Annotated in this window: 22 protein-coding genes; 11 read left to right on the top strand and 11 right to left on the bottom strand. The window is 43.3% G+C overall.

The genetic code is table 11. The annotated features are described in order from the left end of the window. Positions 1-697, bottom strand: a 697-nt coding sequence (locus BP896_RS03405; RefSeq protein WP_291765657.1) for a TatD family hydrolase, incomplete at its 3' end; no start/stop codon positions are given. A 144-nt stretch (positions 698-841) separates the two neighbouring features. Then, a complete protein-coding gene (locus BP896_RS03410) occupies positions 842-1,444 on the bottom strand; it encodes a proteasome subunit beta (protein WP_291765661.1) in 603 nt (200 codons plus the stop codon). Between the two features lie 90 nt (positions 1,445-1,534). Here BP896_RS03410 and BP896_RS03415 point away from each other — a divergent pair, with 90 nt between their 5' ends. Together BP896_RS03415 and BP896_RS03420 are read left to right on the top strand one after the other, a co-directional pair. Beyond that, positions 1,535-2,602, top strand: a complete 1,068-nt coding sequence (locus BP896_RS03415) for an NOG1 family protein (RefSeq protein ID WP_291765662.1) — start codon at positions 1,535-1,537, stop codon at positions 2,600-2,602. Positions 2,603-2,654: 52 nt separating this feature from the next. Further along, complete coding sequence (locus tag BP896_RS03420) at positions 2,655-3,059, top strand: hypothetical protein (RefSeq protein ID WP_291765664.1); 405 nt, start codon at positions 2,655-2,657, stop codon at positions 3,057-3,059. A 40-nt stretch (positions 3,060-3,099) separates the two neighbouring features. Here BP896_RS03420 and BP896_RS03425 read toward each other — a convergent pair whose 3' ends face one another. From BP896_RS03425 to BP896_RS03435, 3 genes are all read right to left on the bottom strand, one after another. Next, the gene (locus tag BP896_RS03425) at positions 3,100-4,149 is read right to left on the bottom strand and encodes a glucose 1-dehydrogenase (RefSeq protein ID WP_291765666.1); all 1,050 of its coding nucleotides are present in this window, start codon (positions 4,147-4,149) and stop codon (positions 3,100-3,102) included. 70 nt (positions 4,150-4,219) lie between these two features. Continuing rightward, positions 4,220-6,490: a DEAD/DEAH box helicase gene (locus BP896_RS03430; RefSeq protein ID WP_291765669.1), complete on the bottom strand. Its 2,271-nt coding sequence runs from the start codon at positions 6,488-6,490 to the stop codon at positions 4,220-4,222. A 41-nt stretch (positions 6,491-6,531) separates the two neighbouring features. After that, complete coding sequence (locus BP896_RS03435) at positions 6,532-7,302, bottom strand: DUF2192 domain-containing protein (protein ID WP_291765670.1); 771 nt, start codon at positions 7,300-7,302, stop codon at positions 6,532-6,534. Between the two features lie 158 nt (positions 7,303-7,460). Between BP896_RS03435 and argC the strand changes: the two genes are divergently transcribed. From argC to lysX, 4 genes are all read left to right on the top strand, one after another. Then, positions 7,461-8,525, top strand: coding sequence for an N-acetyl-gamma-glutamyl-phosphate reductase (argC, locus tag BP896_RS03440; RefSeq protein WP_291765721.1), 1,065 nt, complete (start codon positions 7,461-7,463; stop codon positions 8,523-8,525). Between the two features lie 10 nt (positions 8,526-8,535). Continuing rightward, positions 8,536-9,312: a [LysW]-aminoadipate/[LysW]-glutamate kinase gene (locus tag BP896_RS03445; protein WP_291765673.1), complete on the top strand. Its 777-nt coding sequence runs from the start codon at positions 8,536-8,538 to the stop codon at positions 9,310-9,312. Between the two features lie 112 nt (positions 9,313-9,424). Then, positions 9,425-9,604 carry an alpha-aminoadipate/glutamate carrier protein LysW gene (locus BP896_RS03450; protein ID WP_291765676.1) on the top strand — a complete coding sequence of 60 codons (180 nt, stop codon included), beginning with the start codon at positions 9,425-9,427 and terminating at the stop codon, positions 9,602-9,604. Then, positions 9,605-10,417 carry a lysine biosynthesis protein LysX gene (lysX, locus tag BP896_RS03455; protein ID WP_291765679.1) on the top strand — a complete coding sequence of 271 codons (813 nt, stop codon included), beginning with the start codon at positions 9,605-9,607 and terminating at the stop codon, positions 10,415-10,417. Here the strand turns inward: lysX and BP896_RS03460 are convergent. Genes BP896_RS03460 through carA form a run of 3 tightly spaced genes read right to left on the bottom strand, consistent with a single transcriptional unit; the run spans position 10,407 to position 15,369 of the window. Continuing rightward, positions 10,407-11,207: a RimK family alpha-L-glutamate ligase gene (locus tag BP896_RS03460; RefSeq protein WP_291765682.1), complete on the bottom strand. Its 801-nt coding sequence runs from the start codon at positions 11,205-11,207 to the stop codon at positions 10,407-10,409. The two genes, lysX and BP896_RS03460, sit on opposite strands and share 11 nt — an antisense overlap. Next, entirely contained in the window at positions 11,198-14,299 is a 3,102-nt protein-coding gene (gene carB, locus BP896_RS03465; RefSeq protein WP_291765686.1) for a carbamoyl-phosphate synthase (glutamine-hydrolyzing) large subunit, read from the bottom strand. The genes BP896_RS03460 and carB overlap by 10 nt, the downstream gene beginning before the upstream one ends. After that, the gene (gene carA, locus BP896_RS03470; RefSeq protein WP_291765689.1) at positions 14,290-15,369 is read right to left on the bottom strand and encodes a glutamine-hydrolyzing carbamoyl-phosphate synthase small subunit; all 1,080 of its coding nucleotides are present in this window, start codon (positions 15,367-15,369) and stop codon (positions 14,290-14,292) included. The genes carB and carA overlap by 10 nt, the downstream gene beginning before the upstream one ends. A 187-nt stretch (positions 15,370-15,556) precedes the next feature. On the opposite strand from carA, the gene BP896_RS03475 reads away from it, so the two are divergent. Both BP896_RS03475 and BP896_RS03480 read left to right on the top strand, forming a co-directional pair. Further along, positions 15,557-16,666, top strand: a complete 1,110-nt coding sequence (locus tag BP896_RS03475; protein WP_291765691.1) for a CBS domain-containing protein — start codon at positions 15,557-15,559, stop codon at positions 16,664-16,666. 235 nt (positions 16,667-16,901) lie between these two features. After that, positions 16,902-17,210 carry a hypothetical protein gene (locus tag BP896_RS03480; protein WP_291765694.1) on the top strand — a complete coding sequence of 103 codons (309 nt, stop codon included), beginning with the start codon at positions 16,902-16,904 and terminating at the stop codon, positions 17,208-17,210. Positions 17,211-18,636: 1,426 nt separating this feature from the next. Here the strand turns inward: BP896_RS03480 and BP896_RS03485 are convergent. Further along, complete coding sequence (locus BP896_RS03485; protein WP_291765697.1) at positions 18,637-19,719, bottom strand: AAA family ATPase; 1,083 nt, start codon at positions 19,717-19,719, stop codon at positions 18,637-18,639. 500 nt (positions 19,720-20,219) lie between these two features. Between BP896_RS03485 and BP896_RS03490 the strand changes: the two genes are divergently transcribed. Beyond that, the gene (locus BP896_RS03490; RefSeq protein WP_291765700.1) at positions 20,220-20,774 is read left to right on the top strand and encodes an ADP-ribose-binding protein; all 555 of its coding nucleotides are present in this window, start codon (positions 20,220-20,222) and stop codon (positions 20,772-20,774) included. Between the two features lie 8 nt (positions 20,775-20,782). Here the strand turns inward: BP896_RS03490 and BP896_RS03495 are convergent, their stop codons facing one another. Next, entirely contained in the window at positions 20,783-22,033 is a 1,251-nt protein-coding gene (locus BP896_RS03495) for an MFS transporter (RefSeq protein WP_291765705.1), read from the bottom strand. Between the two features lie 207 nt (positions 22,034-22,240). Here BP896_RS03495 and BP896_RS03500 point away from each other — a divergent pair, with 207 nt between their 5' ends. Together BP896_RS03500 and BP896_RS03505 are read left to right on the top strand one after the other, a co-directional pair. Next, positions 22,241-23,017: an ATPase domain-containing protein gene (locus tag BP896_RS03500; RefSeq protein ID WP_291765710.1), complete on the top strand. Its 777-nt coding sequence runs from the start codon at positions 22,241-22,243 to the stop codon at positions 23,015-23,017. After that, positions 23,018-23,593 (top strand): AAA family ATPase, encoded by a 576-nt coding sequence (locus tag BP896_RS03505; RefSeq protein WP_291765713.1) that lies wholly within the window; start codon positions 23,018-23,020, stop codon positions 23,591-23,593. It begins immediately after the preceding gene. On the opposite strand, the gene BP896_RS03510 is transcribed toward BP896_RS03505, so the two are convergent. After that, on the bottom strand, positions 23,583-24,761 hold a 1,179-nt coding region (locus tag BP896_RS03510; RefSeq protein ID WP_291765717.1), incomplete at its 5' end, for a glycoside hydrolase family 38 C-terminal domain-containing protein. The two genes, BP896_RS03505 and BP896_RS03510, sit on opposite strands and share 11 nt — an antisense overlap.

Genomic DNA, 24,761 nt, shown 5'->3' on the forward strand with positions numbered 1-24,761 from the left:
TGTAGTTAAAGTAGACGGAATCCTCAATGGTCTCCGCATCAACACCCCTTATCTTAGCAATCTCATTAACAGTATCCTTAATCATGAGGGGAGTTAACTTAATCCCCCTATACTCATATGGCCCATCACTTTCAGTTAACATAAAGCGAAGCGGCACAGCCTCAGCAACTCTCCTTGATTTCTCCTGAACTTTAATGGCGGCGTTAATTGATATGTAGTAGCCTTGCTCCGTTAAGTCACTTATTAAGTCAAGCGGCCCAGTGTACCAGTGGAACATTACTCTATCAACATCAGCCTTAGTGAGCATTTCAAACACTTCCCTCCATGCATCAGGGGAATGAATGTTGAGGACTAAGTCATATTCCCTAGCCATCCTTAGGAACTCATTGAAGAACCTCCTCTGCTTATCAATTGTACTTGGCACGAATTTAAGATCAAGGCCAACCTCCCCAAGGCACCTAACATCATTATTCTTCACTAGATTCTCAATAACCATAACATCACTGAATGGTACCTTATCAGCATTCCATGGATGTATCCCAATGCATGGATTAATATTACTGAATTCCTTAGTTAACTTAAGGACAAGCATTGATGACTTAACATCCTCAGCCACAGAAACAAGAATAATATTACCAAAATTCCTCAACTCATCACTACTGAATTCATATGAGTGGGTATGGGAGTCAACAAGCATTAAGTAATCACTTAGAATCCCTATAGTTCATCCAGGTACTTAAAGCTTTACCGCCATAGTGGAGCAGCATGACTACATGAACCCTTTAATTAAATAATCAATAATAATTAATCACTACACAATAGGTAAATAGGACCTATAAAATTAAAGCTTAATCGAGTCCTCGGAGTAACCACTGCTGGTTATTGTTAATGTATCTATCCCATCTCCTGAGGTTGGGTCCCTTGCTATTGCCTCCTTAATTGCCCTTATGGCTAATTCCTTAGCCTCCTTAACGGTTATGCTGCTTGTGTAACCTGTCTCTATTAGGCCTATTGCAGTCCTAGCACCATTACCTAGGGCTGCGAAGTCATCCTCAATTAATGAACCCCATGAATCAAGTATGAATAATTTAGGCCCCTCATCATCAATACCGCCAACCATGGTTTCAGCTATGTAGGGCATGTACTTATTTTGAAACAGTATAATGCTTAGTAACTTAGCAGTAGCCCTAACTGAGACTGGCCTCTTCATTTCTATCTCCATATTGGCTATATTAGCCCTAATAACCTTAGTTATAGTCTGTATGTCGGCTAAAACACCTGATGAGGCTATTCCAACCCTATTCGTTATTGGGTAAACCTTCTTACCTGACTTACTCATTAGGTAGAAGCCGTATGAAACCCTCTTCTCAGCCGCCAAGACAACACCATCCTTAGCCTTTATACCAACCGTCGTCCCAGTCATTAATTCAATTTCATTAGACATTATAGTACACCGTCCCTTCCCTCCACAGGGGTGTTTTAAACTTTAACTAGGAGGTGGAACGGTTTATTAATGGGAGGTTTAATAACATTTGTGAACTTTAAATCAACGTTACCTTACATTCCCAATGCGGAGGAGGTGGTTAGGCAGTTAATTAGTAAGTATAAGTCCATTGAGGCTAAGTCACCCACTTCACTTCCCGGTGTTGAGAGGCTGAGGCGGCTTGAGGTTGCTAGGGTTAAGGGAACCTCAGGTTGGTTACTTAACTTGTTTAGGAATATTGCATTCAATATGCCCTTCATGAATGACCTACACCCCTTCTACAGGGAGTTAATAAGCATTATAATTAATATTGATGATTATAAGCACTCACTGGGTAAACTCATTAATTCAAGTAAAGCTGTAGGCAGTATAAGTAGGGATGCGGTAAGAATGATTAAGAATGCTCAGGATAAGGATGAGATCGTTAAGGCTAGGAAAATGTACCTATCAAGGGTAATTGATTTAATAAATGACTTAGAACCAGAGTTAAGGGCTCTGAAGGAGGCGGCTATTAAGATAAGTAGGCTACCATCCGTAAGCGTTGAGAAGCCTACAATAGTTATTTCAGGAATGCCTAATACAGGTAAGAGTAGCCTGGTGGCCTGTGTCTCAACTAAGAAGCCTGAGATAGCTGATTATCCATTCACAACTAAGCAAATCATAATAGGCCACGTTAAGGTGTACGGCATGTATGCTGTTCAGGTGATTGATACTCCAGGATTATTAGATAGGCCACTTAGTGAGAGGAATAAGATTGAGCTTCAGGCTATTTTGGCTTTAAGGCATTTAGCAGATTCAATAGTATTCATGATTGACCCAACTCAACACAGCGGCTATACGCTTAATCAGCAGTTAAGCCTACTTAAGGAGGTGGGCCAAAGTTTTAAAGCCAACATAATAGTCGCAATCAATAAGGTTGACTTAGCCACTGAAGAGGAGGTTAGGGCTGTTGAGGACTCCTTAAGAAGCCTAGGATACTCCTATAGGTTAACGTCAGCATTAAAATGCACCGGCACCAGGGAGTTAATTGATGAATTGATTAATGGGCCATTGAGGGATAAGCTCATTACCTACTTAAGGGTAACCCATGAGAGGGCTCTAGGCGCTGAATTAAGGTGAAGCAGTGTTAGTTTCACGAAATTGTTTATAAACACTGGTTTCCTGAACGCATATGCAGCAGGCACCACATCCATTAACGTACAAGTTCGTTAGGTATTGCGTTAATAAGGCTTACTCAAAGTTGTTAGCTGGGTTTAAGGAGAATGACGCTAACATACTTTACTCCATTGAAACAATAGTTAATGAACTTAGGAACGCTGAAGGTGGATTCAGGAGCGCCAATGATGTTGTAAATTTCTTAACAGGGGACTTCCTATCGGAGTACAGGAGGGCGATAAGTACATTAAAGAGCGACTTAACTACCCAATTATTTAGGAACATATTAGCCAACTGCATGGATCTTGATGAGGTTAAGAATGATGCGGAATTAATGAGCGTAATAAGGAGCGTAATGGATAAGATGGCTTCAATTAAACCTGAGGAGAAGTTGGCTGAGGAGGTTAATACAGCATCCTAATTCAGCATTCACGCACACTCAGGCATTTACTTAAGCGCCCTTAACTAAGTGGGTTTATTTCAAGGACTGTTTTAATATCATCATGAGTCCAGGAGTAAGCTTCCTGGTAATTATCGAGGGTTGCCCTCTTAGTAATTAACTTACTAAGCCAATCATTGAACCTACTCTTAGCCTCAGCCATATGCTTTAAGCCTAACTCAAAGTGCTTAATATTAGCGTTCACTGATCCAACTAAAATCTTATTATTGAGGACTGAGTCCGTTAACACGTTGCCTAAGTCATTCATAACACCACCAGGTGGGTAAACTCCAAGGAGCACCATTACTCCATTTGGGGCTAAGTGCCTTAAGCCATCCACAGTGACTTGGGGGGATCCTGTTGCCTCCACTACAATATCAAAGGCGCCCTCTATACTGCTTAAGGCGGCATCCACATACACTCCCCCCAACTCCCTAACTAACCTGGCCTTAAGGCTATCAGGTGGCCTAGTGGCTACTGTGGTTGTTGAAAGGCCCATTAACCTAAGCACCATTGTTGAGAGCAAGCCTATTGGCCCAGCCCCAAGTATTAACGCACTCTTAGGCTTCCAATCAAACCTTGAACCACCTATACTGAATGCCACATCAATACCCTTCTCAACAACGCTTAATGGCTCCGTTAACACAGCCACATCAATCAACTCCTTCGGAACCTTAACAAGGTACTTGGCGTCTGTTACTGAATATTCAGCTGCATGGCCATGAAGCCCCCATATGCCGTGCTCCACATAATGGCCTAGTGGACAGTAGTCAACCGGTAGGCTACAGTCAAGGGGCCTCCTAACCGTTGGTACAACAACATCACCCACCGAAACATTATCTACACCATCCCCAAGCTCCTCCACTACAGCTAACGCCTCATGGCCAAGTATCAAGTATTGGCTGCCAGGCGGTGCTTTACCGTACTTACCCTCAATAATCTCCTTATCAGTACCACATATGCCAACCCTAATTGGCTTAAGTAGTACTTGGCCATGATTCGGCTTAGGCTTATCAACATCCCTTAATCTTAAGGATTCCGGGACGCTGGGAATAACTGTTACTGCCTTCATTAGTATTTAGGTAATTCACTTAACTATTTAACTTTATCCTCAATATGCCTTAATGATTTAGGGATGGTTATCAGGGTATTGAGCCCTCGAAGGGTGGGGGCTCATCAACACCCCTCTCACCCTTTAAGGCTGCCTCAAGTACCTTTATTGCATTTAAGCGTGATAGCATCCTATTATTGTTACCACAGTAGGGTGAGTAGACGCATCTTGGGCAACCATCCCTACAGTTGCATGAAGTCACAATACTGTAGGCCACATCAATAACTTTATCAATCCTCTCCATTAGTAGCCTAGTAACCCCTGAGCCGCCTGGGTATGAGTCATATATTACAATGTGGCCTGTTGGATACGATACACCACCCATGTCTGTTGGTGCCGCGTTAACAATAACCTCACCGGCAGATATTAACACGTGCTCAGCGGCGTGGTAAGCCTTACCCTTCTCCATGAGGTCCCTCAACTCCACTGCAGAGAAGTTGACTGGAGGCATGTTGAGTAGAATACCCTTAGTCCTGAACCTGTACCTTATTGGTTCACTTAATCTGTACTCACCAAGCACTTCATTACTACTCATCCTCTTTACAACGTACCCATACACCTCCTCCTCAATATCAAGGATAGCATACCTTATTGGAATACCCCTGTACCTCGACTCTTCAATAACGTTAACCACAGTGGGGTTACTGTTGTACAGCGCCTTAGTTATTAATTCACCTGAATCCTCAGGAACCACTATAGCTCTCCTATGCTTCACGTCTAATTCAAGAACCCTGTAGGTTAAGCCGCCATGCATGTATATGGCTCCAGGGTAAAGTTCCCTAATGGCCATGGGCATCTCCCTATACCCAATTAACCCACCTCCCTTACGCCTAATAACCACAACATCCCCATTCCCCCTAATCACGTTGAATGAATTAATCACCCTTAACCCATCCTCAGTTAGGAAAACCCTATCACCCCTAATGGACACTAAGCCCTCATTAACCAGCCTACCTATGAGGCCCCTTAAGTAATCATCAAGTTCACTAAACTTAACTGCAGACTCCCTAATCATGGCTAATAAGTGCCTTACAGCAACCTCATCATTATTCGGTTCCATGAACATTGGTTCAGGCGACCTATTGTAGAATTCCTCAGGGTGATTAGCGTAGTAGGTGCTCATTGGGTCATCTCCAAGCACTTGAATAATGTAAGCCCTCTGGCCCCTCCTACCAACCCTTCCAGCCCTTTGAAGGTACTTTATGAAGCTAGGTGGGTTAGTGGCCATTACAGCGAAGTCAGCGTCACCAATATCAATACCCAGCTCCAGAGTTGGTGTAGCCAGTACTACCTGTAGTTCACCGGACTTGAAGGAGTCCTCAACCATCCTCCTCTCATTAGGCCTTAACCCAGCCCTATGCACAGCCACCTTCCCACCAATGCCCATGGAGTCAACCATCCTCTTAATAACCTCCACCATCCAGTGGCTATCAGCGAAGACTATGCACTTCCTACCTAATTCAATACATAACTTAACCAGGTTAGCAACCTCCTGTAACCTCCCCCTCCTAATTGGCCTAAGCATCACGTGAACCAACTCCCCCCTCACCCCCCTAATACCCTCAATGTGAATAACCTCGGAGCCCACTAGGTTACTGAAGTACTGAGTTGGGTTACCTATTGTAGCGGATGCTGCAGCGAATTTAACCCCTGGGTTAAGGCGCCTAATCCTCCTGATTAGGTAATGCATGTGTGATCCAAGGACACCATTATACACGTGAACCTCATCTATGGTGACGTAGTCCACTGCAGCCATGAATCTCCTGAAGGCTGGAACATGAATCATAGCTGTATTCAACATGTCTGGGTTAGTTAGAACCAGGGAGTAATCACCATTATAAACCCCCCTCCTAACCTCCACTGGGGAGTCTGCATCATAGGTGGCAACCCTTAACCCTAATGGCTCAGCCAAGGACCTGAACCTGGATTCCTGGTCCCTAGCCAAGGCCTTAGTTGGGTAGATAATAACCTCCCTCCTGTGGTTAAGGGCCCTGGCCATGATGGGTATTAGGAATGCCTCAGTCTTACCTGTGCCAGTACCTGACGTTATTATTGTATTCCTCCCCCCAGTTATGCTTAAGTATGCCTTATACTGGTATTCGTAAAGCTTACTTATGCCCATTACTCTAAGGGCATTAGCCAACTCAGTTGGCTTCACGTAATCAACATTAAGGCTTGGCTCCACTCTCTCCCCATCCTCAACATAAGCGTATATGACCTGGTGCCCATTATCAGCCAGTAGCCTGGATAAGACCTCATCATTCCTCGCCAATTCAATGATCATTAACCTCCTAGACCTCAAACTAACCCCCCACTTATGTTCAAAAAAGGATTAAACCTGGTTTAATAAGCCTTAGGGATAAGGGAGGATTTAGATGACCTCTTAATTAATGGTACAAGCCTATTAACAACATTGGGCGGCACCTTATATACTGAAGCCGCTATCTCGTGAATAAGCCTATTATTTGGTGCGCACTTCTCTAGGCCCAGCCTTATACAGTAGGCGTACTTCTCAATCCTAACCTCATTCTGGTTACTGAAGCGGCCTAGGGCAATGCCCTCAGCTATCTTAGTGGCTATGTAGAATTTAACGTAGTTAACAAGCCTCTGCCTAAGTGGTTCGAAGGCTTCGTAAAACACCCTGTATGTTTTTGAAATATCGTCCTCAGGCATAAAGCCCAGGACGGCGCCAGTGTACACTAGCCTATATACCCTGAAAACCTTCTCCTCAAGTGAGTCACCTAGGGCTTGGTTATCCTCTATTAGGTTCCTTAAGGTTAACTTAGACTCCTCACCATTATAATTCTTAATAATGCCGTAAGCCTCATCTGATATTAACTCCACTTTAAATATTGAACCGTAATTATCCTTAACCTCACGTTGAGTCACAAGCCCCATTCCATAAATCCCAACAACGTACACTGTGGCTAATTCCTTATCATAAATGTCAATTTTACTTAACCCCCTAAACGGCTCAATATCATGTTCATTATAGTACTTAGTCAACAGGTCAATTAACTCACCCCTTGATGCAACCTCCCCCCTAAGCACCTTATCCCAAAGCTCTACAGCAACGTTAACCCTCTCTTTATACAGGTCCTTAACCTCAACCATACTCCCACTTCCTCCTGTACTAGGGGCTATAGGGGTAAGGCTTAATAAAACTGCCGCAGTGGGTGTTGATTCATTTTAATCAATTTAGCTCAAGATGGTCGTTAAGTTTATAAAGGCTGAACCTATATAGGCTTCGGTGAATTTGTATTGAAGGGACGATACGTAGAGCCTGCATAATAGGTGCCAGCGGCGTCATAGGTGGTGAATTACTTAGGCTGCTGCTTGGCCATAATAATGCTGAAGTCGCTTGTGCAACCTCAAGAAGATTCGCCGGCGAATTCATATATAGGGTGCACCCAAACCTAAGGGGGTTCATTAACCTTAAGTTCACTCAACCCAGTATTGACGCCATACTTAAGAGCGAATCCGACGTAGTCTTCCTAGCATTACCCCACGGTGAATCAGTTAAATGGGTCCCTAAGCTAGTTGAGAATGGTTTATTAGCCATAGACCTAAGCGCTGACTTTAGGCTAAAGAACCCTGAGGATTACGTTAAGTGGTATCATTGGCCTCAGCCACACCCATACCCTGACTTACTTAAGGCAGCAGCCTACGGCCTACCTGAATTACATAGGGATGAGATTAAGGTTGCTAGGGTAATTGCAGTGCCCGGATGCATGGCCACAGCCTCAATAATTTCACTGGCACCTCTGGTTAAGGGGCATTTAATTAACAATGACTTCATAGTTGTTGACGCCAAAATAGCTAGTAGTGGTGCTGGGGCTGAGGGGACTGTGCTTGATTATCATTGGCATAGGACGCATGTGGTTAGGCCCTATCAACCAGTTGGCCATAGGCATACAGCCGAGATAGAGCAGGAGTTAAGCCTATTAGCTGGTAGTCAAGTTAATGTCGCCTTCACACCACATGCAGTCGACATGGTTAGGGGGATTTTCATAACTGGGCACGCTAGGTTGAACGGCAGTATTAATGAACCTGACTTATGGAAGGCCTATAGGGGGATGTATGGTAATGAGAGGTTCATACGCATAGTTAAGGATAAGGCCGGCCTAGCCCACTACCCAAGCGTTAAGTATGTTGTGGGGACTAACATGATTGATGTTGGGTTTGAATTAGACCAGAGGCTTAACCGCATTGTGGTCTTCTCGGCAATAGATAACTTAATTAGGGGTGCTGCGGGGCAGGCTATTCAATCATTCAACATTAATCAAGGGTTCCCGGAGGATGAGGGCCTCAGATTCATTACACCATATCCAGTTTAGGTGATTAATAATGATCCTGGTTAAACTCGGTGGTTCAGTAATATGCGGTGGTGGCTTGGATAATGTTGTTAATGATGTTGAATCAGGTACAATATTGATTCACGGTGGCGGCTGCATGGTTAATAACATAATGGAGAGGATGGGGGTTAAACCAGTTATACTTAAGCACCCCAATGGGTACACCAGTAGGTATACTGATGAGGAGGCGCTTAAGGCTTACATAATGACCATGATGCTCATTAATAAGCTAATTGTAAGTAAGCTTAATGCAAGGGGGATTAGGGCAATAGGCCTAAGTGGGATTGACCTAGGGTTAGTTACAGCTAAGAGGAAGGAGAAGGTTATGATAATTGATGAGAGGGGGAGGACCAGGGTCATTGACGGTGGATTCAGCGGTAGGGTGACTGGAATCAACGTTAATGTAATGAACCTAATGCTCAGTAATTCAGACGCAGTGGTGGTGAGCCCAATAGCCATATCCCAGGAGGGGCTTATGCTTAATGTTGATGGCGATCAAATAGCTGAAAACATGGCATTATCAATGAAGGTTAAGGAATTAGTAATACTGACTAATGTTGATGGAGTGCTGGTTAATGGTAAACCTGTTGATAGGGTTACTAAGGCTAATGCCCAAGAAATACTCCAACACACGACAGGTGGTATGAGGAGGAAGCTTGAGACCGCCCTTAAGCTCACTGAATTGGGTGTTAGAACAATAATAGCTAATGGCTTGAGGGATAAGCCAATACGATCAGCACTAAATGGGTTAGGCACAGTGGTTGAGTAAGCTCATAATGGCTTAGGTATGGATTTTTGACGTTAATATACTTTGCATAGTGCGCATACTTTCTTTTACTTATATAGAAAAATTTATAAACACGTAGAAAGGGTAGGTAACTATGCAGGCGTTTAAAGTAACCTGTAAGGTATGTGGGGCAGAATTCGACCTACCTGAGGATGTAATGGATGGTGAGTTAACAAGCTGCCCAACATGTGGTACAAAGTACATTGTGAAGGTTAGTAAGGATAAGCTTGAACTTGAGGAGTTTAAGGGGGATGTTGAGGATTACGGCGAATAGGTGATTTCTATTGAAGTCCACGTCCTCTACGACATAATTAGACTGGAGGAGAAGCTACTGCTTAATGAATTGAATAAGCGAGGATTAAGCGCTAAACCCATTAGGGCTGAGGCCATTAGCATTAATAGTACTATTAATGCGTTTGGGTTAATTAGGGTGGCAGGTAGGGATAAGGTTTTACCATTATCCTTCACCTACCAGGAGCTGGGACTTGGGTCAATTAACTCATTCGACAGCCTATACATAACACATGATAAATTCCTCACCTTAGTTAAGTTGATTAAGGCTGGTGTACCAGTACCAAAGTCAATACTACTACTGGATAATGAGGAGGAAGTTTTAAGTAAGCTTGGAGTACCATTAGTAATAAAGCCAACTGATGGATCATGGGGTAGGTTAGTTGCCTTAGCTAATACTATTAGGGAGGCCGGCTTAATAATAAGGAGCTACAGTGATAATGTACTGCTGGGTCAAGAGTACGTTAGGAAGCCTAAGCGGGATATTAGGGTTACTGTGGTTGGTGATAGAGCTGTGGCGGCAATCTATAGGTATAGTGATGACTGGAGAACCAACACTGCTAGGGGTGGTTCAGCAGCCCCAGTTAAGATTGATCCTGAGCTTGAGGATATTTCAGTCAAGGCAAGTAGAGCCACTGGCTCCGTGTACTCAGGCGTGGATGTTGTTGAGTCTGATAGGGGCTACCTCATCCTTGAGGTTAATGGAGTGCCTGAATTCAAGAACGTGCAGAGGGTTACTGGCATTAATGTTGCTGGTGAAATAGCTGAGGAGGTGGCTAGATTAATCATCTCCTAATCCACTCACTAACAGCCTCAGCCAACTTAAAACTAACCTTAACGCCGCTAACCTTGCTTATTGCCTTAAATTCAGGAATCCCATTAACCTCACTTATATAGTACCCATCCCTACCTATTAGCACATCAACGCCTGCATAGAATGCACCCACAGCCTCAGTGGCCTTAATTGCATACTCCTCCAATTCCCCATTAACCTTAATAGGCATTGCTAACCCACCCCTGGCCACATTACTCCTCCAATCACCTTGAGGCGGCTTCCTCATCATTGAAGCCACCACTGCACCATTAATTACGAAAATCCTTAAGTCACTACCATCACCAATCCTCTCCTGAAGGAGAACCGGTAAGTGATCCTTAGCATGCTTTATAAGTAGCTTAGCCTCACCATTACTCACAATGGCCGTTAACCTACCCCATGAACCTGAGGCTGGCTTAATAATGCGCCCACCACTGGCTACACCATTAATAATCGGCTCAAAAACCACGTATGTGTCTGGGACAGGTAAGCCTATCCCCTTAAGTAACGCTGTGGTAATTGCCTTATTCCAGGTTAATGAGAGTGTTAGGTACTTGTTTATTGATAAGCCACCTGAGTTCTCAATAATGCCTGCCATTGTTATTGCAGTCTTATGATTAAGGTTCCTCACCAGGAAGACTCCTTTAAAATCCTCAATGTGGAGTGGCTTTATGGATTGTAGGGTATTGACTTTAATGCCTAATTCATTAAATGCCTTAATTAACTCAACCTCCTCCTCCCTTAAGTAATCGTAAGTTATGGTTAACTCCACTTAAGGTCACCTAAACTTAATTCACCATCCCACGGCTTAACATTGAGTTCACCACCATTCCAATACCATTTAAACGCCCTAGCCAACTCAAGCCCCAGCGTTGAGTCTAGGATAATTGGAGTAAATGTGTCTGCAGCAAGCCTACGGGTTACATAATCCTTATCCTCAGTGGCTCCTCCAGTAATTAGGATATCAACCTTACCAAGCTTCAATAATTCCCGCGACTTCTCCTCCTCAATTATCTCCACCTCCTGATTAAGCATCCCCTTAACCTCCTCAATATTCTTAACGTGGTCCTCATCGTAGGTGTACACTAGGGCGTTACTGCTAGGTATCCTTGATGGTGTTGTGGATAACCATGATTTAAGGAGCGCCTCCTCTAAGGTGGCTCCACTTGATGCAACCTCCCCGGTACTATACATGACTGGGCCAAGCCTTGGGTATGCACCCCTTATCCTTGACCATGAGAATTGAGCTGACTTAACCCACCATTCCTTAGGCTTAATTAACCTATAACCCTCTACACCTAATTCACTTATTGCTGCCCTTAAGGCTAGTTTAGCTAAGTTAACTCCAGTGGCCTTACTACTGAGGGGCATTGACCTACTTGCCCTAATGTTAGCCTCAATTACATATACCTTATCCCTTATTATGAATTGAACATTTAACGGGCCCTTAACACCTAATTCCGAAGCTATTAAGTGGGTTACCTTAGCCATTTCATTAACCTGCCCATTACTTAACTTATAACTTGACCCATTGGGTACAAGGACCATTGTACTATCCCCGGAGTGTACGCCGGGTGGTTCAACGTGCTCTATGGGGATTAGTATGGTTCCCTTACCATCACTAACACCGTCAGTCTCAGCCTCAACACCACCCTTTAAAAACTTTGACACCAACACTGGGTGCTCTGGGCTTATTTTAGCAGCCTTCTCAATAAAACTAGTTAACTCACCCCTATTCCTAGCCACACCCATGTATGTTCCACCGAGAACATAACTAGGCCTCACTATGACTGGGTAATCAAGCCACCTCTCCACTAAGCCAATTAACTCACTCATACTGCTTGCATAGGCCCAGGGTGGTTGAGCAATACCTAATTTATCAAGTAGCTTAGAGAATTTAACCCTATCCTCGGCTAAATCAATGGAGCCTGAGTCAGTGCCAAGTATCTTAGAGTCCCCTATCCATGTACGCGCCTTACTATAGAGCCTCTGCCCAATCTGCCCACCAGCCCATAATACCACTAATTTAGGATTCTCCTTAACTATAATCCACCTAAGCGCCTCAGGTGTTAACTCCTCGAAGAATAATTTATCCGCGAAATCCCAGTCCGTGCTTACCGTTTCAGGGTTATAATTAACTACACCAACCCTGTACCCCAACTCCTTAAGGCCAAGCACAGTATTAACCACTGCCCAATCAAACTCCACACTGACACCTATCCTGAACACACCTGCACCAATAACTAATGCATCAACACCTGGCCCAGTATTATCATCAAATTGCCCACCACTGGTTAAGTATAGGTAGTTTGTTGATGCAGGCCATTCGCCGGCGAGGGTATCTATTTGCTTAACAACCTTAACAACACCTTTACTTAAATGAGCCCCAATGCCCCTCAACTGCTCCTCACTGAAGCCTAGGGCATAAACCTCACTAACCGGTACTTCACCACCACTCTTAATTAATTCGTAAGTATCCACGACATTCTTAATCGCGTTTATGAAGAACTTATCGACGCCAGTCCATTCCGAAATCTCATCAATGCTGTAACCATCCTTAAGTAGCCTAGCCGCATATAGGAACCAGTATGGCTTCCTCTCCTTAACCATTTTAACAGCCTCCTCAAGGGTTGACTCATTGTATATGCGCCCACCCACTAGGCCTGGCTCACCAATATCCAGCATCCTCACTGCCTTCTGCCAAGCCTCCTCAAGGGTCCTGCCAATGCCCATTACCTCACCTATACTCATCATCTCTGGCCCAAGGGGCTCATTAACATTAAACCTCTCATTCTCCCACCTGGGTATCTTAACTACAATGTAGTCTAGGCTTGGTTCAAAAGCCGTTATTGTCCTCCCAGTTACCTTATTTAGGAGCTCACTTAACCTATAGCCTAAGGCAAGCTTAGCGGCAATGTAGGCTAGGGGGTATCCTGAGGCTTTGCTGGCTAGGGCACTTGACCTACTCATCCTTGGGTTTGTTTCAACCACATACATTTCAGGGCCCTTATTATTAATGGCCACCTGCACATTACATTCACCTATTAGCCCAATGGATTCAGCAACCTTAATGGAGATTAACCTCGACCTCTGATACTCATCATTAGTTAACGTTAAGCATGGAGCCACCACCACTGAGTCACCAGTATGAATACCCATTGGGTCAATATTCTCCATGCACACCACGGCCACTGAGTCGCCGTGGGAGTCCCTCATCACCTCAAACTCAATCTCCTTCCAGCCGCCAATGTACTTCTCAATTAACACCTCCTTGATTTCACTTTGGGCAAGTGCCTTATGCATCCTACTAGCCAACTCCTCACTACTCCTAGCCACGAATGCCCCTGCGCCACCTAGGTTGAATGAGACCCTAACCAATACAGGATACCCAATCTCCTTAGCCCCCCTTAACGCCTCGTCAATATTATGCGCAGTTATTGATTTAAGCACAGGTAGGCCCCTGCTTAGCATTAGATTCTTGAATAGGTCCCTACTTAATGCACTCCTAATACCCTCTATTGGTGTACCCAGTACCTTAACACCATACTTACTTAATATTCCTGCATCATTAAGGTTAACGCACGCCGATAATGCGGTCTGACCCCCGAAGCCGCATGCTATTGCATCAGGCCTCTCCTCCTCAATAACCTTCTCAAGGAATTGAACCTTAATTGGAGTGAAGTAAACCCTATCTGCGAAGACATTGGTGGTTTGGACAGTGGCGACATTTGGATTAACCAGTATTGTTCTAATACCCTCCTCCCTAAACGCCTTCAACGCTTGAATACCGGAGTAATCGAATTCAGCAGCCTCAGCAACCTTAATTGCACCACTACCAATTATTAGGATGCTCCTCACATCCAACTTGATTCACCCTTAACAACACTAATGAACTTATCGAAAACCCACCTAGTATCCACTGGACCCGGCCTAGCCTCCGGGTGGAATTGAGTAGTTAATATTGGTAATCTCTCATGGTAGAGGCCCTCCACTGTACCATCATCGGGTTGAATAGCCCAAACCTTAAGCCCAGTGCCACTTAGGGTTGATGGATCCACTGCATAGCCATGATTATGCGTTGTTACGTATACCCTATTCCTAACCAAGTCAATGATGGGCTTATTAATTGCCCTATGCCCATACTTCATTTTAAATAACCTAGCCCCCATTCCAAGGGCCAACACTTGGTGGCCTAGGCATATGCCGAGGGTTGGTTTACGATCCTTAACAATGCCATCCACCAGTTCCATTAATTCAGTTAAAAGCATGGGGTTACCCGGGCCATTACTTATTAATACGCCATCACACTCATCAAGTGCCCTCTTCCACATTAGGCATGGATAACGGATAACCTCAACACCCCTACTAACCAATTCCCTAACTATACCCAGCTTAACGCCGCAGTCAATGATGCCTATGCATGGGTCCTCACCCCCATAGATGATTGGCCTCTTGGGTGAGACCAGTTTAATGAAGTTAATGGAATCGTAGGGTGGGGCTTTATTAATCATGTCTACTCCCCTCTCAGGATCATCAACTATAGCGCCCATTATGACTCCCTGCTCCCTAAGCCTTAATGTTAATGCCCTAGTGTCAACTCTGAAGATTCCTGGAACACCCTGGCTCTTAAGCCACTCATCTAGGCTCATTACTGATGTGTAGTGGCTTGGCTTAGTTAAGTCAAAGATTACGACGCCGTTAACTTGAATTGAATCACTTTCCCACTGGTCCTGTGAAACCCCGTAATTACCTATTAATGGGTTTGTGAAGACCAGTATTTGACCCCTATAGGATGGGTCAGTTAAGGACTCTGGGTAGCCGACATTAGCCGTGGTGAAGACCACTTCACCTACGGTTTCCGAATCTGCACCAAAAGCATAACCCCTGTAAACACTACCATCAGCAAGCACTAGGTAGCGTTCCTTATACTTCATGCTCGTCCCATCATATCAACAAACCCTACTAGTAATCCTACTTATAAGCTTTACTACTAAAGTTGCTGATTTACATTGATTTCACTTAAGTGAAGTGAGTAAGGTTATGATGGTGAATTAAGTGCTGCGCGGACATAATTATTGTTAGGCATAACTTTTTTAAGACCCAACATGAAATTAGAACCTAATGTTGAGTGAACTTATTCAGGAACCACCAGTAGTGGTTAATATTAAGGATAGGTTATCCTCAATAATACCCAAGATTAGGGAGTTAAGGATTCACACTGTACCAGTGGTTAATGATTCAAGTAAATTAGTTGGTATAGTAGAATACAGGGATTTATTAAGAAGGAAAGCACCCCTTGGGTCAAGGGTATCCTCAGTAATGCTTCCACCGCATTCAATAACCCCTAACACTAATATTGATACTGCCGTGAAGAGGTTCTATGAGACTAGGCTTAGGGAGTATCCAGTTATTGATAATAATGGTAAGTTAATAGGCATATTAACGAGGAGTAGGCTACTCACAGCCATAAAGGATCAATTACCAGCCAATATTAAGGTTGAGGATTACATGACTAAGCCGGTCCTCACAATAACCCCAAGTGACAATGTTGCCAAGGCTAGGTGGCTAATGATTAAGCATGGTATTAGTAGGTTACCTGTGGTTGACGGTAATAAGTTGGCTGGAATAGTATCATTAACAGACTTAATTGAGAAAATATACTACGTCTCAATGCCAAGGAGGGCTAGGAGGGGTGACTACTCGGGGGAGGAGGAGTTCCTGGCTGCACCAGTGAGCAGTATAATGACTACTCAAGTATACTCAATAAGCTTTGATAAGCCATTAACTAAGGCTGTGGATTTAATGGTCAGTAAGGGTGTTACAGGCTTAGTGGTAGTGGATGGTGATGGGGTTGCTGGTGTACTATCAGGTAGCGATATACTTAAGGCTTACATGGATTCTAGGAAAATCATACTCCCCATTCAAGCTAGGATAGAGATTAACGATGATGCTAAACCATTAATAGAGAAGGTGATTAATAATCACTTGGAGAAGATTAATAAGCTTGTTAATGTGGTTGACTTTAAGGTTGACATAAGGTCAAGGGATTCCGGGAAGAGGTATGAGGTAACAGTGAGGCTTAAGGATGATAAGGAGCTCCATACGGCCACGGCTGAGGATAGGGATCCAGTGAGCGCCATTAGGGAGGCTATGGATAAGATAATGCAGAGTATAATTAAGGGTGTCTCAAAGGCTAGAGACACCAAGAGGAGGGGTAAAACCCAAGAGTAAACCACCTAATAAACCCTAGGCATTATTAATGTGCACTGGATTTAACTTAATTGGGCTCAGCACTTACATTTCGTTTCCTGGTAACATAGTTATTGAATCACCCTTGAGATTAACGCTATTACTAATGTTAAGCACCATTTAAGTATGTAATTGCACCTTTTGCTAAGGAAGATTAAGGTTGCTGATAACATCGGCGTTTTTAGCAAGTTTAAGTGGTACGGCTACTGCGGTTAATATGAATGGAGTACTTGCCTACTTAAGCTACCACTTAATCCTACCACCACCTTCAGCCTACAGTACTATTGCTGCTTCCATAAACCTCGGCAATCTAACCTCAGGAATGAGTAGTGTAGCTAAGGCTACAGCATACTTATACGTTAATTCTCCAGAATACTTCGGCATGGAGCTGCATGATGATTTAAATGATGTGCTTAGTAACTTCACCGTTATCATAAGTATCACTAATCAAACTATAGCACTTAACCTGCATAGAGATGAGTATAAGGTTTACTTGGCGCCAGGCAACTACACCGCATCAATATAATCTACTACACGGTTAAGATAAAAACGGAAGGATCATCAAATGCTGTTAATAAGCCCTTAATAATAATAAAGCCCATTGGCGAGCAGGAGCGTGAAGGTAACTATACAACGACTAGTAGTCCAAGTAGTGGTAATCAGGGATCTGAGGATTAATTATAATGACTCAAATTAACCTTAACCTACCTGTTAATTTACTGAACCTGTAATCAAAGTAACTTAACTTAGATTAGCTAGGGCATAATGCAGGTATTTGTATATGGTATAACCCTTGTTATGTAAGTGCTGGGTGGTGTGTTCATGCTTATGGGTAATGCCGGTAAGCTCACTATACTGCTTGATTAGGAAATTACCATGATGTTCCATGGGATTTGAACCCAGATAATTTGGATAACCTCATAGGCACATGGGTATAAGGCTGTGACTACAATATCTTCAAAGGCGTTTGGGAATCCTACATCATCGCCACTCTGATTAATATTAAACATCCACATAATATTAGGCACATACACGATTGCACCAGGTATACTTATGGATGCTGGTGGATTAAGTGAACCACTAATTACTTATAGCTTTACTAATGCAGAAAGTACCAGTGACTGATGGAAACCCCTCTATACCCATACTAAGGAATATATCATAATTATTCACGATAATTAAGTATTCAATGAAGCATGGGGCTGCAGCATTAATGGTGCCATTAATCATGTTTTAAGCTTATGGTAGGATCCACTATGCTGCCTATGAATTATGGTAGTTGATTTAAATACCTGGTATTATACCCTTAACTCTAAATCGCCTTGTAAGAAATACCACTAGTTCATGTGTACTCACTGGTAATTGGGTATGTTGGTTTAATACCCTATCTTCAACATATTGTTTGAGGCTAATGACCATGAGTAGGCTAACATGAATTCAATAATGCCTTCACCACTACCATTGGCGTAGATTCCAATAATATCATTCTTGATTATGGCTTTAGCTAACTTGTGGATTATTGGGCTAGTTAAATTAATGGTAATCTTACCTCCTGGATAATAATTATGCTAGGCTTAATAATAGGTAAATCAATGATAACACTATATTCTGTAATTCAAGTAATCCACTAACATTAACTAACCTACTAACAAAGCATTAAACCCAAACCAATAAGTCTCTGAACCAGCAACATAAGCAGGCATATTAATAATCACTGACCCTCTAGTACCCATAGCGTTACTATCTAGGTATTAACTATTGAAAGTCGCCTTGATGGCTTCAAGGGGATTATTATGAAAAAGATGCCAAGTATTAAGAAGGCCAATAATTGAAATAGCAAGGAGCCGCATTAATCTCATACTCACTATCACACATCCATTATCTACATAATCTTTATATTTTTCATACTTACTCTAGCTAGCATTTCACTCAAATGTATTAATACAATTGCATTAAAATGCCTTAGCTATTAGGGGGTCGCTTGGTTTATACATTTCATTTTCCTTTGTAAGGAATGATGCATCAACTAGGTTCTGTAGTAATTCAGTTACCTTCTTATCATCAATACGGTAACCCTCCCTAGCCTCTAAGAATCTCTTAACACCACTCCATAGGCATCCACTTTTACATAAACTCATTATTGCATAATAACGCTCCCTAGCCTCCTCCCTACCCTTAAGGAAATTTTCGAACTCTTGCCTAATAAGCTGTATAGCATACTCAAGGGTTCTCTTAATAGCCTCCTCATGGCTTCTAAACTGCATGTAGTTGAAGCCGTAGTACGTTAACCAACCAGGTATACCACCCAGCTCATCATATACGTCCTCAAGCATATCCTCACCCACGGGGGAAATGCCTATTTCCCTAAATCCCGCCCTTAGGAATTCAATTGATTGTTCCCTTGTAAAGGGATTAACATGTACCTCAAACATAGCTCTTCCAAATAATGGTGAATTAGGGTCCTTGAGCTTCAGGAACCTGTAAACCATGCCAATCTGTGATCCAGTGAATATGAAGTTCAGTTTAAGGTTATCGTAAGCATAGGCCAGTGGATATATTATATTATATCCCTTAAGCTTCCTAAGCTCTTGGGACTCATCAAACACTATAATAACCCTACGGCCCTCACGCTCGCTAATATCAGATAACTTATCAAGTAAGTCCCCAAACATGACCCTATCCCTACCCCAGTTAAACCTAACCTCAAAGCCAGGTCCCGATAGGGTTACTCCACGAATACCATGAATCAGCCTCCTCAAACCCTCCTGCCAGGAGTTTAACGCCTTCTCAAATTCACTCAATAAATGCCTATACGTCATATATGGGCTCCCCTCATATTTTCTTAAATCAAGGTACACCCAAATCGCATCCCCTTCCTCACTCATAAGTACCTTAATTAACGATGACTTACCACTCCTCCTTATGCCAAGTAATAGGGTAATTGGGTAATTAAGCCCAAGCTTAAGCCTATTCAATTCGTCATCCCTATCAAATAAGTCCCTCCTCCTCTCCTTAGGCTTCGGATCAAAGAGCACTGGCTACCTACCCAGTAACTGGGTAGGTAGTGAGTTATAAGCCTTTCATTAAATTAATAACGTAACAATGAAAACTCGGAGAAGTAAATTTCATGCTGATGAAAATGATAAAGGGAAGTGGTGGCCTTGCCATTTATGCTGGGGTGTAGTTTTTAATTAGTTTTATGATTCATGTTGTGGGGTGTGGGGAGGCTTGCTTTTGTGGGTGTATTGAGAATATGTGTTCAGCATGGGGCTACTTATCCACAAGCCATGGTGAAGGGTGGGTAATGGGTTGAAGGCACAACCCATGATCCACCATTGGACAAGTAGAGGCGGCTAAAGTCCATCAGCAGTGAGGCAATGAGGATGAAGGCGATAAAACACAAAAACAATAAACCACCCAAAGGGCAGGAAGAGGATTCAGATAAATAAGCTTAGGTGTTGCTTAATAAGTATTCCATGATTATGTAAAAGGTTTCGCGATAAGCGCTAAAAACTGCTGTGGAATTCCAATAACTATGAGGTTCAGGTTCCTGAATGGCGTCACAGTGGAGTTAATCAAAGCAGACATAACTGAGGTGGAGGCTGATGCCATTGTTAATGCTGCAAACTCATATCTGGAGCATGGTGGTGGTGTTGCTGGGGCAATTGTTAGGAGGGGTGGTTGGGTTATTCAGGAGGAGTCTAGGGAGTGGGTTAGGAGGCATGGCCCAGTACCAGTTGGTGGTGTGGCTGTAACCAGTGCAGGTAGGTTGAAGGCTAAGTACGTGATACATGCTGTTGGTCCAAGATGCGGCATTGAGCCTATTGAGAAGCTTGATGATGCAGTCGCTAACTCATTGAGGAAGGCTGATGAATTAAACCTAGTGAGCATAGCCTTCCCAGCCATTAGTACGGGTATTTTCGGTTGCCCATATGATGGGGCTGCGAGGATGATGGCTAGGGCTATAAGGCGTGAAGCATTGGGTTTGAGGAGTGTTAGGAGGATAATAATATGCCTATATGATGATGAGGCATTTAACGTGTTTAACAGGTTATTTAATGATGAGCTTCGGGAATTCAAAGCCTCTTAAATACTCTTTTAACCAAATAATGGAACCCTACTTTTCTTCGGTGGCTTAGGCACAGCCACCCAGAGAGCGCCAGATATGAAGGCTAGTATAAGTACTATTAGTAATGCATGCTCAAGGGCACCAACATCACCGTATATTGGCTTATAGTACTGAGCCAGTAAACCAGTTACTAGTGAACCAAGTACATTACCTCCAGTTACTGCGCCATTCCATATTATTGAAGTCGCCCAACTAACCTGCTCCCTTGGGAATAAGTCGCCGAGCACTGCCATTATTAATGGGAAGTTACTGAGGACAAAGAGCATGGCAAAGAATGCGGCAATTAGGTTCCCTGTATATATGAAGACTATGAAGAGTACGGCAAAGGCGAAGGTTGAGAATGAAGACATGAACCTCCTACCAAACTTATCGCTTAACCAACCAAGTATTGGCTGCCCAATTATGGCTGAGGCAAGGAGCATTGAAAGAATTTCCCCATACGTCACGCTTAACTTTATGCCAAGTACCTTATTTATGTATATGCCTAAGAACGTCTGAATACCCTGGCCTGCAGTGTTCCTTAGCAACGTGATTATAAAGAGCAGAATTATTAACATTATAGATGCCTTAAGCGTCATGGAGCTACTAGGTGGATCACCCCCGCTTACACTCTTCCTGTAAGCATGAACATCAAACCTATATGCACCATATAGTAGTACTGAAAGCCCAATAATAAATGTAGCAAGGGCTAACACCCATAAATTATAAGCAGCACTAACTGACCCTGCGAATATGAGTAATGAACCTATTAGTGGGTAAAGCGTTCTACCAAGGCTACCGAATGCACCATTTATGCCTAATGCGGAACCAGCTGCTCCACCATATGTTGCCGACAATAGGGCGCTACCAATTGGATGATAATAAGCCGCGCCAACCCCTGCTAATACTACGCCTACGTATACTAGGGGTAGGTCATGGGTTAGGAAGCCTATTGATGTTAAACCAATTGCGAATGCCCATAGGAACATGCCTAACGCCATGGCTTTCATGTGTCCGCCAAGCCACTTAATGCTTAATGGTACTAATGGGCTTGCTAATGCTGATAATGCCGCATATAGGGCTGATAATAAGCCTATTACCGCATAGTTAATGCCCATTTCACTGAGTATTGGGAGTATTATACCTGGTATTAGCCACATGTTACCATCATTAATGAAGTGCCCTATTGACGTTAATGCAAGTATAGTAGCCCTGTCTTTACCTTTTCCTTCCTGTATCATAAACGTTCGGGTTACCCTAATGTTTTATAAACCTATCGCGCCGGCTAATTAGCCCTTAGTGAATTCTGAGTATCAAATCAAAATTACTGATCAATGACCTGTAAGGTGCGTAGAAATACGTTACTAAGCTCTAAACACTGCCCTAAGGGGAAGTGATTGCTTCAATACGATGTAACATTTAAATATTCACCAGGGTGAATCAACTCAATGCTGTATTATGACATTGAGCCAACAGGGATACCTGGACTGGATGAAGTTATTGGTGGTGGCTTAATTAGGGGTAGGACCTACCTGGTTACTGGGGAGACTGGCGTGGGTAAGACACTATTCTCCCTCTCATTCCTCCTCAATGGCTATAGGCTTGGGGAACCGGGAATATATGTTTCAGTTGATGAAACTTATGAACAATTCGCTAATGGTGCATTGAGGTTTGGTTGGGATATTAATGCCTTAACCAGGACCGGTTTCTTCAGGATACTGGTACCTGAAATGGATATACTAGATACCATTAGGGAAAAGGATCCATCAGTGGTTGCTAGAATGATGGTTGACTCCATTGCCGATTACGCAGCCTCAATTGGTGCTAAGAGGCTTGTCATAGATCCAATTGCCCCATTAGTGGCCATGGAGAAGGATGTTCAGGTACTTAGGGAGTATATTAGGGAATTAGTTATGGGTATTGAGAGGAAGATCCAAGCTACATCAATAATAACCACTGAGGTACCTGCTGGTTCAAGGGCCATATCCAGATATGGTGTTGAGGAGTTCTTGGCCACAGGAGTCTTCATACTTGGGTTAGCTAGAACCAATAATGGCTTCAAGAGGTACTTATTCATCAGGAAGATGAGGTGGCAGCCTGTTCAACCAGCAGTCTACGAATTCACAATAGAAAGCGGCGTTGGGGTGGTGGTTAAGGGGCCATTAAAGGGAGTATACATACCATACATGTCCCAGGCACCCATAGTACTTGAGGAGGAGGTTTAAGTGAGGATCCTGGTAACTGGTGTCGCTAAGTCAGGTAAGTCAACAATCCTAGGAATACTATCTGAATTAGGCTATGGGGCAATTAATGCATCAAACCTATTACTGAGCAGCAGCTGCGTTAAGTGGAATGAAGATTACCAGTCATATGATATTACTGATAAGGACTGCGCAGCAGGCTTAATTAATAAGGCCATCTTAAATTGCCATGGGAACTGCGCCCTAGAAACCATAGCCTACGAGTTAGTGGACCCTGGTTACGTGGACTTAGTCGTGGTTGTTAGGCGCGACCCAATTCAACTATATGAGGAGTACAGTAGGTTGAGGTGGCCTTGCGTAAAGATTTTTAATAACACTATTAGTGAGGTCACTGGTTCTCATGTTAATGACATTGAATCGCTGTTTAACGGTAAGGTTAGGCAATTAATTTTCACGAGTAATATTAGTGAATTGAGGAGTAAAGTACTCATGGTGATTAATAATGGATTAAGTGAACAAGTGGATTGGTTAATGAAGTATAGTGATGATGAAAGGTTTCACTCAATATTAATGAGTATTGAAGACTGCTTCACCGCTTAACAACAATTGACTTCACCTGCCTATTCCCATACCTAAACTTAACAATACTTCCAGTAACCTCAATACCCTCACTGCTTCTGGTAGTCTCTATTAGATTAGTCTCATACGCCTCACTGGGCTTAAATGGTAACTCCAATTCACCGATACCCCTACTATTAGCTATTTCACTAATCCTAAATACCAGGGCCTTTGAATCATCCTCACTCACCTTCACTGCCTCAAGCATTAGGTTGCTTGGCCTAAGCTTAATGAGGCTTGCCTCACCAGGCTTACCCTTAATAACTAATATTGGTGCGTTAAGCTCCCATGCAGCCCTATGGACCTCGGTTAAGTCACCTCCATGAGGCATTAAGCTGTAGGTGAAGGTAACCTCCTCAAGGTCAGTGGAGGGATCTGGGAATATTGGTGTCTTAGCAAGGGTAATGCCCACACTAGAGCCCTTAACACTAACGGCGTACTTACCATCATTAAGGAGCGCCACGCCGAAGCAACATTCACTGAGGCTAACCCACTTATGCATTGGAACCTCAAAGCGGGCTAAATCCCATGAAGTGTTAGTTACCGTGGGCCTCTTAATGGGTGTGTAGGGTGCATCGAAGTAGGCCTCATCAGTGTTTAAGTCTAAGTGGAACCAGGCCTTATACAGTAATTCCCTATCCACAAGCTTAATGGTTGTCTTGAAGTCAAGCCTCCTTGAATCGGCATAAAGCCTAACCTCCTGAATAATACTACTACGCCTAAAGTCATACTTAAACCTGACTGAAGCCATTAATGGGCCCCTTGATTCAACACTGGACTCTGAGGCATTCAAGGTGAAGCTGGTTTCCTCATAACCCTTCTCAATATCCCATGCGTCACTCCAACCTGGTATATTCTCATAAGCCACCAACACATTACTTGGCTCCTTAATCAACTCCCTACCACTCCCCTTATCAATCATGCTAAGGAGCCTACCACTCCTACTAAGCTTAACCCTAATGAACTTATTCTCCATAGTATAATAATCGGAATCCTCAATAATCCTTACTGGTTCACTTGGCTCAACATGCCTAACAGTAGCGTAGCCTACGCTGGGTACCTTAACTCTGACTAGGTATCCTTCATTAATTCTTTGACTACCCTCAACCGGCTCATTAACCACTATATAATCAATCCTGTCCCATGGTAG

It is taken from the genome of Caldivirga sp. UBA161 (genome assembly GCF_002506515.1).
Lineage (GTDB): Archaea > Thermoproteota > Thermoprotei > Thermoproteales > Thermocladiaceae > Caldivirga.

Coding starts and splice junctions, on each gene's coding strand:
- BP896_RS03495 (WP_291765705.1), bottom strand. CDS start 22,033: ATGATACAGGAAGGAAAAGGTAAAGACAGGGCTACTATACTTGCATTA.
- BP896_RS03410 (WP_291765661.1), bottom strand. CDS start 1,444: ATGTCTAATGAAATTGAATTAATGACTGGGACGACGGTTGGTATAAAG.
- BP896_RS03450 (WP_291765676.1), top strand. CDS start 9,425: ATGCAGGCGTTTAAAGTAACCTGTAAGGTATGTGGGGCAGAATTCGAC.
- BP896_RS03425 (WP_291765666.1), bottom strand. CDS start 4,149: ATGAAGGCAGTAACAGTTATTCCCAGCGTCCCGGAATCCTTAAGATTA.
- BP896_RS03490 (WP_291765700.1), top strand. CDS start 20,220: ATGAGGTTCAGGTTCCTGAATGGCGTCACAGTGGAGTTAATCAAAGCA.
- BP896_RS03445 (WP_291765673.1), top strand. CDS start 8,536: ATGATCCTGGTTAAACTCGGTGGTTCAGTAATATGCGGTGGTGGCTTG.
- BP896_RS03480 (WP_291765694.1), top strand. CDS start 16,902: ATGAATGGAGTACTTGCCTACTTAAGCTACCACTTAATCCTACCACCA.
- BP896_RS03475 (WP_291765691.1), top strand. CDS start 15,557: ATGTTGAGTGAACTTATTCAGGAACCACCAGTAGTGGTTAATATTAAG.
- carA (WP_291765689.1), bottom strand. CDS start 15,369: ATGAAGTATAAGGAACGCTACCTAGTGCTTGCTGATGGTAGTGTTTAC.
- BP896_RS03420 (WP_291765664.1), top strand. CDS start 2,655: ATGCAGCAGGCACCACATCCATTAACGTACAAGTTCGTTAGGTATTGC.
- BP896_RS03500 (WP_291765710.1), top strand. CDS start 22,241: ATGCTGTATTATGACATTGAGCCAACAGGGATACCTGGACTGGATGAA.
- BP896_RS03435 (WP_291765670.1), bottom strand. CDS start 7,302: ATGGTTGAGGTTAAGGACCTGTATAAAGAGAGGGTTAACGTTGCTGTA.